Source organism: Streptomyces sp. NPDC001787 (assembly GCF_040297465.1).
Classification (GTDB): Bacteria; Actinomycetota; Actinomycetes; order Streptomycetales; family Streptomycetaceae; genus Streptomyces.
Window position 1 is genome coordinate 203,968 of sequence record NZ_JBEOZE010000001.1, and the last position, 10,919, is coordinate 214,886.

9 protein-coding genes and 2 pseudogenes are annotated in these 10,919 nt (G+C 68.2%); 9 read left to right on the forward strand and 2 right to left on the reverse strand.

The genetic code is table 11. The annotated features are described in order from the left end of the window. Positions 1–132 precede the first annotated feature (132 nt). The 7 genes from ABT170_RS00890 to cutA all read left to right on the forward strand — a co-directional run bounded on the left by ABT170_RS00890 (position 133) and on the right by cutA (position 5,836). Entirely contained in the window at positions 133–1,074 is a 942-nt protein-coding gene (locus tag ABT170_RS00890; protein WP_351863582.1) for a hypothetical protein, read from the forward strand. Between the two features lie 66 nt (positions 1,075–1,140). Further along, on the forward strand, positions 1,141–2,055 hold the full coding sequence (locus ABT170_RS00895; RefSeq protein WP_351863252.1) for a hypothetical protein: 915 nt from the start codon (positions 1,141–1,143) through the stop codon (positions 2,053–2,055). After that, on the forward strand, positions 2,055–3,080 hold the full coding sequence (locus ABT170_RS00900; RefSeq protein WP_351863254.1) for an ImmA/IrrE family metallo-endopeptidase: 1,026 nt from the start codon (positions 2,055–2,057) through the stop codon (positions 3,078–3,080). Before ABT170_RS00895 ends, ABT170_RS00900 begins: the two co-directional genes overlap by 1 nt. Positions 3,081–3,231: 151 nt before the next feature. Continuing rightward, positions 3,232–4,236, forward strand: a complete 1,005-nt coding sequence (locus ABT170_RS00905; RefSeq protein ID WP_351863256.1) for an SMODS domain-containing nucleotidyltransferase — start codon at positions 3,232–3,234, stop codon at positions 4,234–4,236. Next, entirely contained in the window at positions 4,221–4,766 is a 546-nt protein-coding gene (locus ABT170_RS00910; RefSeq protein WP_351863258.1) for a hypothetical protein, read from the forward strand. The genes ABT170_RS00905 and ABT170_RS00910 overlap by 16 nt, the downstream gene beginning before the upstream one ends. Next, entirely contained in the window at positions 4,763–5,287 is a 525-nt protein-coding gene (locus ABT170_RS00915) for a hypothetical protein (protein ID WP_351863259.1), read from the forward strand. Before ABT170_RS00910 ends, ABT170_RS00915 begins: the two co-directional genes overlap by 4 nt. A 222-nt stretch (positions 5,288–5,509) precedes the next feature. Beyond that, entirely contained in the window at positions 5,510–5,836 is a 327-nt protein-coding gene (cutA, locus tag ABT170_RS00920; RefSeq protein ID WP_004921029.1) for a divalent-cation tolerance protein CutA, read from the forward strand. Positions 5,837–5,887: 51 nt separating this feature from the next. On the opposite strand, the gene ABT170_RS00925 is transcribed toward cutA, so the two are convergent. Beyond that, positions 5,888–6,988: a hypothetical protein gene (locus ABT170_RS00925; protein ID WP_351863261.1), complete on the reverse strand. Its 1,101-nt coding sequence runs from the start codon at positions 6,986–6,988 to the stop codon at positions 5,888–5,890. Between the two features lie 580 nt (positions 6,989–7,568). On the opposite strand from ABT170_RS00925, the pseudogene ABT170_RS00930 reads away from it, so the two are divergent. Then, positions 7,569–8,315, forward strand: a pseudogene (locus ABT170_RS00930) (DNA-methyltransferase). A gap of 99 nt (positions 8,316–8,414) precedes the next feature. On the opposite strand, the pseudogene ABT170_RS00935 reads toward ABT170_RS00930, so the two are convergent. Beyond that, positions 8,415–9,358, reverse strand: a pseudogene (locus tag ABT170_RS00935) (DUF5655 domain-containing protein). Between the two features lie 354 nt (positions 9,359–9,712). Here ABT170_RS00935 and ABT170_RS00940 point away from each other — a divergent pair. Continuing rightward, positions 9,713–10,915, forward strand: coding sequence for a serine/threonine-protein kinase (locus ABT170_RS00940; RefSeq protein WP_351863584.1), 1,203 nt, complete (start codon positions 9,713–9,715; stop codon positions 10,913–10,915). Positions 10,916–10,919: the final 4 nt, after the last annotated feature.

Here is a 10,919-nt window from a genome sequence, read left to right on the forward strand (position 1 = left end):
TCGCCGTTCGCAGCCGGGCGAGCATTCTCGTGCTGAGCCAACGGCGTGGCGGACCTCCGTCCGCGCATCGGGAGGTGTATAGGAAGAGGCCAGTGCGGACGGCGCAGTCCGCAGGGGAGGCCGGTGTGGTCGATGGCGGGCGGGGCGCATGAGGAGCTGGCGCAGTACGGCCAGCTTGGTGATCTGGGTCTTGAGTTGCTGCGACGCGTCGGGCGTCAGGTGGCACGATCCCAGGGATTTCCACCGCCCGAAGGTCATGCCGCGTGGACGGACGAGGCGGTCGACGAGCTCCTGTTCGAGATGATCAGCAGGAAGGGCGAGAACTTCCTCATGACCTGCTTCCTGAAGACGGTCGACGACGCTTCCCTGGAGAAGATGTTCTTCACGTCGATCAGGAATTTCCTGATCGACGAAGCCAAACGTACCGAGCGGGGGAAGCTGCGGCGGCGTTTCGCCGCGCGCCTTGGCGCGGACAGCCGGTTTCGCGCCCTGGCTGGTACTTCGCCCCGGTGGGCCCTGACCTCTCATCCGCCCGGCGCCGTCTGGCAAGGCGATCTTGATGAACTGGTCAAAGCCGCCTGGGAAGTGCGTGGAGTATGGATCACTGCCTGGAACCACTCCGGGCCGACTCCCAGGGAAACCGTGCGCGCCCTGATGGCCGTACTCACCGGAGTGCTGGAGGCAGCAGGTGGAGCGGTCCGGGAGGAAGAACTGGCCAAGGTTCTTGAAGCCCGCTTCGAGCTGCTCGCTCCTGCCGAGTACACGACGCTGTACGCGGATGATGGCGCGCTCATCGGCTCTGCCACCGATCAGGAACACGGGACCGTTCCCGTGGAGGCCGAGACCATAGCCGGGGAAATCTGGGCGGACATGTCCCCGCAGGAGCGGAAACTGCTGTCGTTCCTGGAGGACGATCCGGCGGAAGTCTCCGTCCTGCTTGGACTCGGGCGCCGACAGACGTCCGCGATCATGGATGCGCTGAGTGAGAAGCTCATGCTGGCTCTGACCGCTTCGGGTAGTGATCCCCGAGAGGTAGCCGCATCGTTGCTGCGCCGCAGCAGCGAACCCCCCTGACGTTCGGCGAGTGACGTCGTTTGTCCATAGTGGGAACAGACCGCCGAGAGGAATGGGGGCCGCCCGATGATCCAGGCATCGAGCAGCGCATATGAGCGGCTTCGCGCTGCAGCCGCCCAGCTGCATGTTCCCGATGCGGTCCGTACCGTGGCGGCGGCAGCGCCGGGTGATCCCCGACCGGGCCAGATCTGGCGCGCTGTGTGGGAAGGCGTTGTCGAGGTTGTGGCTATCGCGGCGGTCGATGACACCACGGTGCATGCCTTGCCCGTCTCCCTGGAGACGCGCTTCAACGACCCCGACACGGTGCTGCTGCCCGCCGAGGCTTCCACCCTGGAGCAGCCGCTTGCCCTGTGGTGCGGTCTGGGCAGGCGTCTTCCGTGGTATGTCCTGGACCGGCAGGTCAGTGAGCTGTCCGTTCCTTTGGAAGCCGACGGCTCACCCGCCCCGGATGCCTCTGGGTACCGCTATGGCAGCCCCCTTCCCAGCCCCGCATCGCAGGCGGCCGAGTTCCGCTCCGCCCTCGCCGACACCATGAACGTGCTGGCGACGGCGCGCTGGGCGCCTTCGGGCAGCGGCGGTCTGCCTGCCCTGCTGAAGCAGTGCGGCCTGGGCCCCACCGAACTGATCCATCGCTTGAGCATCAGGCCACCGCGCGCCCTCGCGCTGCTGCGCGCGCAGACACCTCTCACCCCGCCCGAAGCTCACCTCCTCGCACCGACCCTGGGCATGTCTGCGGACGCGATCCTGGCTGCCAATCCGCCGTTGCCCGACCGTTTGGTACACGAGCTGAGTCGCCCCGCCCGCCGCCAACAGATCCGTCGGCTCGCCCACCTCACCGGAACCGCTGAACAGGAAGCCCGCCGACAGGCACTCTTTGCCACGCTCACACTGGCAGCGCGTCAGGAGCGCCCTGCGGAAGCGGACTGGCCTGCTCGGGTAGACCGCTATTTCCACGTGCACCTGGGCCCGGAGAGCGAGTGATGGACTACCTGCGCCGCGCCGCGGCCCGTGCCCAGGCCAAGGCCATACTCACCGTCCTGCAGCGCGACCACCCCGGCGCTGCCCAGCGGCTGGGCGACGGCGCCCTTGACGAGCTGCGGCAGTGGCCCGGCCTTCAGGTCAGGGACGTACCCGACGATCGCTCTGGCGGCGGCTGCAGTGTCTCCGGTGCCTATTTCGCCGGTACTCCCGCCGTCCTCGCCGTCGCCACCTCTGCCAGCCTGGCCCGCCGCGAGTTCACCGGTCTCCATGAGCTGGGCCACCACCTGCAGCAGACCGTGGTGGAGCTGATGGACGTCCTGCTTGCCGAGCCCGACGGTGGCGCCGCCCTGGAGGATGCTGCCTGCGATGCCTTCGCCGCCGACATCCTCCTGCCCGACACACTCACCGATCGCCATATCACTGCCGCCGGTCCCACGGCGGACGCCGCAGTCGCACTGTGGCGGGTGAGCAAAGCCTCCCGTATGGCGGCGTGCGTGAAAGCCAGCGAACGCCTCCCAGCTCCCGGTCACATCCTGCTCCTCGATCGCGACGGCATCCTCGCCTTCGGTGCCTCCCACGGCCTGCCCCCACTGCGGCGCGGCAGCGACCAGAGCCAGGTCCCGGTCCTGCGCACGGCCCTGTCGGGCCAGGGACACGTCGAGGGACGTGGCCGGCTTGCCTACCGTGACGGCGCCGTCGCCGGTGAGGAGCTGTACTTGCAGACCGCGGCCATGGACGGCTACGTCCTCGCCGTCGCCGTCACCGACCTCGCGCCCTGGAGGACCTTCGCGCCCTCCGTTCGATACAACGGCCCCGAGGCCGCCAGCTATACCTGCGCACACTGCGGGGAGGACTTCACCTCCTTCGCCCGCGCCTGCGCCCGCTGCGAGTCTGCCCCGTGCCCCGACTGCGACCGCTGCGGCTGCGACCGCAAGGTGTTCGAGCGCCAGTGCACGGCCTGCTTCGTCGTCCATCCGGCGGCCATGTTCGACGGCGCCAGCAGCCGCTGCCGCGACTGCGACTGAACTCTTGTCACACCCGTCGCGCTACCGCCGAGTTACGTCGTCTGTCCCCAGTGAAGGCACCCACCCCGGGCGCCTCACCACGTACGGGACCCCGGAGCCGGCACCGGGCACCACGATCTACCCGGCCGGCAGAAACGAGCACGACAGCACGATGAACGACAGCACCAAGAACGCCTTCGATGCCTTCGACGAGGAACTCAACCTCGATGGCCGCGAGCGCAAAAGCGCCCAGAAGCGGCACAACGCGATCACCGAACATCTGGTGAACGCTGGCCTGGCCATCGCCACCTTCCTGCAGGGCAGCTTTGCCCGCAAGACGATGCTCAAGCCGCTCAAGGACGTCGACATGGTCATCCGGATGCATCCGCGCCTGGAGAAGACCTTGCGTCAGCCCGGCGGCCCCGCCCAGGCGATGAGCCTCATCCGCGGGGTCATCGCCGAGAAGTACCCCGACGCCCTCTTCGACGTGGATGACGCCCCTGCCCACGCCCTCCAGGTCACCTTCGCCGAGCTGGACTTCACCTTCGACCTGGTCCCCGCGCTCGACGTTGAAGACAGCGAGATCGTCTACATCGCTGACAGGGAGAACGACACCTGGGAGTGGTCCAACACCCGGACGCTCAACCGGATCATCAGCACCCGCAACCAGGCCACCGGCGGACGGTTCGTCCACCAGGTCCGCATGCTGAAGTCGTTCAAGAAGGGCAACCCTGTCCTCGACGACACCTGCGGGCTGCTGTGGGAGGCCTTCGCCTACGCGGCCGTCACCGGCCCGCTTGAGCCCTCCCAGGCCCTCGCCACCACCCTGGCTCACGCCGCCCAGGCGGTCACCCACCCGGTGCTCGACCCGACCGGTGTTGACGACCTCACCGCCGAGTGGACGATCGACGAGCGCAATACGTACGCCACCACGCTGGCCGCCACCGCCCGACGGGCGGCCGAGGCGCTACGTCTGGAAGAGGACGGACAGCACGCTGCGGCCATCGAGATCTGGCACACCTTGATCGGAGACCCGTTCCCACAGTCCGAGTCCCAGAACGCTATCGACGCGCTGCGCGCACTGGCGGCCGGCAGCATCACCTCCACCGGACGCGCCGTCGTCTCCCCGCGCGGGCAGCAGCCCGCGCGACCGGTCCGGTCATGGCGTACCCGCTGAAGGCGGTGCTCGCCGACCCCGGCGCAGCCGCCGACCACCTGCTCCACGCCGATACCGTCTACGGCGTGGAGCAGGCGGCTGGCCGCGTCGGTCCGGGCGGAGCCGCGCTCCTCGAACTCACCTTGCGCCCGCTGCCCGCCCTGGAACGCGAGAACTACTCCACCGAACGTGTCCGTCTCGTCATCCGACCCGACTACACCGTGCACGCCTTCCCGCTCGACTCTGCCGACCGTGCCTTCAAGCACCGCAACCCGCCGCCGCTAAGAGACTTGTGCCTGCAATACCCCGGCGATGACGCGGCCCTGCGCTGGATCCCCGAGGACGGCCTGGAAGCGCTGATCACTCTCGTTCACCGACATCTGCTTTACGAAGAGGCTTGGCGCCGCTCAGGCACCTGGCCGGCCGAAGACGCACCACATGGCCAACCCGCCCACGGCACCCACCCGCTGCATACCGCCGAGACACAACAGGAGGCTCGCCGATGGGCCCGGCACCCTTCACCGCACCAGAAACGGCATCCACATCTGTGATCACGATCCTCGCGCTCGTCCTAGGCTCCTCCGTCGTCGCGGGAGCCCTCGGACACGTCCTCACCGGCCTGCGCGCTGGAGCGACCGTCCGCCGAGACCGCTACGCCGCCGCGGTGAAGGTTCTGGTCGCACGTATCGAGTACCCCTACCGGATACGCCGCCGCACCAGCGACGATCCCGAGGTCCTGAGCACGCTCGCAATCACCGGACACGACCTCCAGGAGACCCTCGCAGAGAGCCGCGCCTGGATCGCGACGGAGAGCACGGTACTCAGTGAGGTATTCGACAACTGCCTCACCAACCTCGACGCTGCCTTCAAGCAGGCCTGTAGCGATGCCTGGAACGCCACACCTGTCACCGCCGCCGCCGAGATGAACCTGGGCGGCTTCGGGGTGGGGAACCAACAGCACATAGTCACCACGATGGAGCGTGCCCTTGGCTACCGCTTCGGGCTCCGACGCCTGATCCCTGCGTTCGTACTTCGGCGCCTTTTCAGGCGACTCCAGCTACTCCGGGCCTGATGCGCGATCCGGTTCCCTACGGCTCGCTGGTTTCGCACGAGGGCTGATGAAGGATGACTGGCTTGCGTTCCCGTACGCGATTGATTCCGACACATTGAACAACTGATCGTCCGAGCGGTCTGCTGGGCACCGAATCGCCAAGCCCTGCCGGTAACTACCTCCCGCCCGCCTTCATCGGACTAGTGGATAGGGTCGCGGTACCCGAGCTGGAGAGGTAGCCGCATGGACCCCGAGATCGTGATCGCGCAGACGACGAGTGACGACGAGGAGCAGGCGAAGACCCTCGCCAGAGGCGCTGTTGAGAGCAAACTGGCGGCGGGCGTCCACATCGATGCGCCCATCACCGCCTTCTACTGGTGGCAGGGGAAGGTCGAGGCGGCTCAGGAGTGGCGGATCTCCTACATGACGTCGTCGGATCGCCTCCCCGCGCTAGAGGCATGGCTGCACGAGAGGCACCCGTACGACGTCCCCCAGTGGGTCACGCTGCCTGTGACCGGGGGGTCGGAGGCGTACCTGTCCTGGGTCGTCGACGAGACGCGCCCGGGGTAGAGATCTGAACTACAGCGCCTTGCTCTCGCCGAGCCTGTGCGCTTCGACGCGTCACAGCGTCGCGAACGTCAGCAGGTGGCTGGCCAGGTCATGCTCAGTGTCGGGGAGCCCGGCAGCGATGGCCTGAGCCCGCTGCCGGCCCATGGTGTTGGGCTTCGACTCCGCCGCTGCGGCGAACTGGTGCGCTACGTAGGCCCCGCGATCTATGTCGCCGCCGCGCAGCAGGGCGGACGCCAGGTCACCCAGGACGACCACACCGGACTCGGGTAGTTCACCGCCGAGGCGCTCGACTGCGGAGCAGCGGCCCATCGGGTTTTTGCCGTGGGAGTCGGTGCACGTGCCGCCCCACTGATACGGGGTGCCGAGCTGGCCGAGCGCCCACCGGATCGCCGTCTGTACCTTCGGCGGCGCGGAGGCGGGAATCTTGTACTCCTTCGGCAGTGCACCCGCCGGGATGGTGCCGAAGTCCGTCCCATCGCCGTCCGCCGAACAACCCTCCGCAGAATCGGGAGAGGGGCTGGTGTCGGCAGAGCCGGACGGCGACGGGCTCGGCGATGCGCCGCCGGCCTTCTGCAGCAGGGGCTCGATGGCCTTCTGCAGGGCGGTGGCCAGCGGCTCCCATTTGGCGTACGCCCCCGGGAAGCCCGACTTCTGTACCGCCTGGGTGACAGAGAGGGACTGCCAGCCGGAGACCTTCTTGAGCCCCTCGTAGAACTTCGTCGAGGCGTGCACCGGGTCGAGGATCTGGCTGGCCGTACCCCAGCCCATCGACGGCCGCTGCTGGAAGAGACCCAGCGAATCGCGGTCGCCGTAGGTCAGGTTCCGCAGGCCGCTCTCCTGCAGCGCGGTCGCCAGGGCGACGACCTGCCCTCGGGCGGGGATGTTCATCGCGACGCCCGTGGCCTGGATCGTCTTGGCGTTGGGCACTTGGTCGGCAGGCGCGTCCAGCCCCGGCACGGAGACCGAGCCCTTGTCGCCGCCGTCCAGGATGGCCTTCACCTGCTTGGCGACGGCGGAGGCGTCCACACCCTGTGCACCGTCGGTCGAGCACGAAGCCGAAGCGGTCCCGGCCCCGATGCCAAGGATCGGCAGTGCCAGCAGGAGTGGTCCGGTGGCGCACAGACCGACGAGGGCTCCCGTCGTCTTCTTCACGGCCGCCGCCGTTCAGCGCGACGGCGGTGCGGACCGGTCGAGGGAGGTGGGTCGGGGCGCGGGTGTGTCAGGGCATGCTGCATCGCAGCGGCTCCTCGGTGTTCGAAGGAGACGCGGTGCCGACTTCTCGTGCAAAGCCGTCGGCACCGCGCCGATGTGCATCCGCCTCTCGGCGGGCCCGGGTCAGAGGAGTTGGTAGCTCCAGGACGCCGGTTTCAGGTCACGCGCGGCAGCCAGCCGCGCTCGTAATCTCAGGCAGTGCACAGGGGCCTCCTCACGGCGCTCGCGGGCAGATGGGCAACATGCCTCCGACGCAGCTCGATTGGACGAGATAGCACGGATAAGCACAGCTCAACGGGGGTGGAGCAGCGCTCCTTCCCGGTGGCACGGCGAGACAGTAGACCGGGATTCCGGCCGCGCCAAACGACTGCCATCCAGGGGCCCGAAGCAGGGAGCCACCTCGTTAGGCGCGGCCGGATTTCGCCGCTAACCTCCGCTGCAACCTCGCACCGGATGCACGCCGTTGAGCGCTGTCCGGAGCAGGTCCAGACTCCGCCGCGCCCGAAGAGAGGCCCTTGCCATGAGCTACACGCTGCACCGAGGCGACGCCCTGACCGTCCTGAAGTCGCTCCCGGACGAGAGCGTCCAGGCGGTGATCACCGATCCGCCGTACAACTCCGGGGGCCGCACCAGCTCGGACCGAACCGGACGTACCGCACGTGCCAAGTACGTCACGAGCAACTCGGCGCACGACCTCGCCAACTTCCCGGGCGAGAACCGCGACCAGCGCTCCTACCGCTCCTGGCTCACCGAACTTCTCACCGAGGCGTACCGGGCCTCGACCGAGCACGCGGTCGCGATGGTCTTCACCGACTGGCGCCAGGAGCCGACCACCTCCGACGCCCTGCAGATGGCGGGATGGACCTGGAGCGGCACGATTCCGTGGATCAAGCCGTCCAGCCGGCCCCGCAAGGGCGGGCCGAAGCAGGACTCGGAGTTCATCGTCTAGGGCGTCAAGGGCTCCCTCGACAACACCCGCGACCTCTACCTGCCCGGCCACTACATCGCCTCCCAGCCCCGCAAGGGCCGGGTTCACATCACCCAGAAGCCGGTCGAGGTCATGCAGCAGCTCGTCCAGGTCTGCCCCGAGGGCGGCACCGTCCTCGACCCGTTCACCGGCAGCGGCTCCACCGGGGTCGCGGCCCTGCGCGAGGGACGCCGCTTCGTGGGCGTCGAGCTGTCCGCGCACTACGCCGACGTCGAGGAGGAGCGGCTGCGGGCCGAACTGACGAAGGACGACTTCGAGCTGGCCGGACCGGAGGCATGATCGTGAGAGCGAAGAGAGGCCAGGGCCGGCGGCCCACAGACGCCAAAGGGGCGGCTGGAGCATCGACTAACCGATGCACCAGCCGCCCCTCCTGTTACGTCAGGCCGCCTCGAACGCCCGCCGGATCAGCGGCGCCGCCTTCTCCAAGTCGGCTGCCGAGACGACGCGGACCTCCAGGTCGCCGGTCCCGAGGTGTCCGATACCGCGCATGTCCCGGGTGAAGCCCTCCTCCAACTCGACCGAGTCCGGGTCGAGTCTGAGGTACACCAGGATCGCCTCGTGCTTCGGACGGAAGATCACCGACGCCACGTTCACCAACCGCCGGTAGGCGATGTAGTGCCGCAGCGACGCCACCTCCACCTCGCCCCATGCCGTGAGCGCCTCGTCCAGTTCCGCGTACAGGTCCTGCAGGCAGCCAGGGACCGCACCCGCGGCGGCAGTCGCCTGAGCGGATGTCTTTCCGCCTCCGCCAGCGGCACCAGCCGTGACCTCCCGCTCGCGGCTCTGGCGACGATCCGAGACCTGTCTCGTGGATCCGGGAGTGGACTCGATCAGCAGCAAGCTCAGCAGCCCACCCTCGAAGACGCGGTAGCGCACCAGGTCGACCCGCTCGCGCAGACGATGCACTGCGACTCGGTCGTGGTGCGAGAAGCCAGCGGCGATGCAGACCATCCGAGGGTTCCGCCAGTCGATCGACTCGGCGGCCTCGGAGCCCAGCTTCTCCTTGACCAGGGCCTCGAACTCGTGGCGCGCGGAGTCCAACCACGAGAGATAGGAGACAGCCTGAGATAGGACACCGCTGTCGGCGCCTTTCTTGTACTCGATCAGCGCAGGTGTGCCGTTCTCGTCCAGGCCGAGTGAGTGATCCGGCCCCGGTGCCAAGGCCCCGTCGGGTACTCCGACGCCAGGAAGCGGATGCCGAGCATGGCCTCCATGCCTGTCTCGACCCGCCGCTGCAGCTCCACCTCCAGCGTCACCGTGGAGCCGCGCAGCTCGACGTCCTGGCCCTCGGTATCCAGCCGGAACAGCTTCAGGTCGGTCACCAGCGTCTCCCTCTGCGTGATCTCTACGGGAGAAGCAATGGAAACCGGGCCCCTGGCTATTCCGATCGGGTTGTGAGCCTGCTTCGTCTGCCAGGCCTGCTTTCAGGACAGCCACGCGTACATCTGTGGGCCCCGCTGCGGAATGAGCCACATCTATAGCGGCCTAATTCCGGACATGAGTCTGGAGGCTGGCCCAGTCCGATGTGATCACTTTCTCCTGCGGGATGCCGATCAGTAGACTGTAGCGGTGATTCATCGGTGTCCATGCCCCTCGTGCTTCGCTTCTTCTACGGCGGAGCGGGGGCATGCGCCGAGCGAGGGTGTGCTTTCGCTGCGGGAGTCAGGGGGTGTGCGGTGAGCGGCGCGTCTATACCGTCGCGTATCGGGCCGTACCTCGTCGAGCGGCGGCTCGGCGCGGGCGGGATGGGGGAGGTATACCTCGCCTACTCGGTCGCGGGTGAACCGGTCGCCGTGAAGGTGATCCGGCCCGACCGCACGGATCCGCATACGCGCGCCCGATTCGAACGCGAGGCGGCGATGGCGCGCACGATCTCTGGTACGGGTCGTGTGGCCCGTTTCATTGAGGCAGACCCGTTCGCTGAGCAGCCCTGGCTGGCCATGGACTACGTTCCCGGCCGCCCGCTCTCCGATGTCGTGAAGGATCAAGGCCTGCTGTCCACGCCACTCGTGGCGAGTCTTGGCGCGCTGTTGGCCGAGGGGCTTGCCGCTGTGCATGCCGCGGGGCTGGTGCACCGTGACCTGAAGGCTCAGAACGTCGTCCTCGGTGACTTCGGTCCGGTGATCATCGACTTCGGGCTGGGCGCTTTCGTCGGGGCGTCCAAGGGGTCGCTCACGCAGGCCGGCGTGGTCATCGGTACCGTGCGTTGCATGCCGCCTGAGCAGGCTCTGGGTGAGCTGGAGGTGACTCAGGCGGCTGATGTGTACGGGCTGGGCACGGTGCTTCTGTACGCGGCGACTGGGCACTATCCGTACGACGGCGCCCGGTGGGAGGCGGTGGCCGCGCAAGTGGTCAACGCCGAGATCGGGCCCGACCTGTCCGGGCTGCCCGCCGAACTGACCCCCGTCGTGTCGGCCATGCTGGCGCACAAGGCGGAGGACCGCCCCTCCCTGGAGGATGTGACCCGGCAGTGTGCCGATCTGATGCGTCTGCTGGGCACGAGTCCGGCCCGGGCACGGCGCGCTCTGATCCAGGAGACGACGCCGAGGGACCATCCCACGATGGTGCTGCCTCAGCCTGATACGCCCATGCTGGACCGGCTCGACTCGCTGGAGAGGCAGCTGCGCGAGGAGTCGGCGGCCCCGGCGGATAACGTCCCCGCCTTGCCGTCCGAAGGTGAAACCAGCCCGGACACTCCGGCCCAGGGCGATGTCCAGAGTGACGTCAAAAGCCCGCTCGTGTCCGTGCAGGAATCCCCCAGCGGACGCCCGGCCGAACCCGCGCCGAAGAAGGGCCGTCCCCCCGCTTCCCGGCGGGTCGCCGACGAGCTGCGGAAGCGCTACGCGATGGGCCCGGCGCTCGCCTGGTCGAAGCGCTGAACCG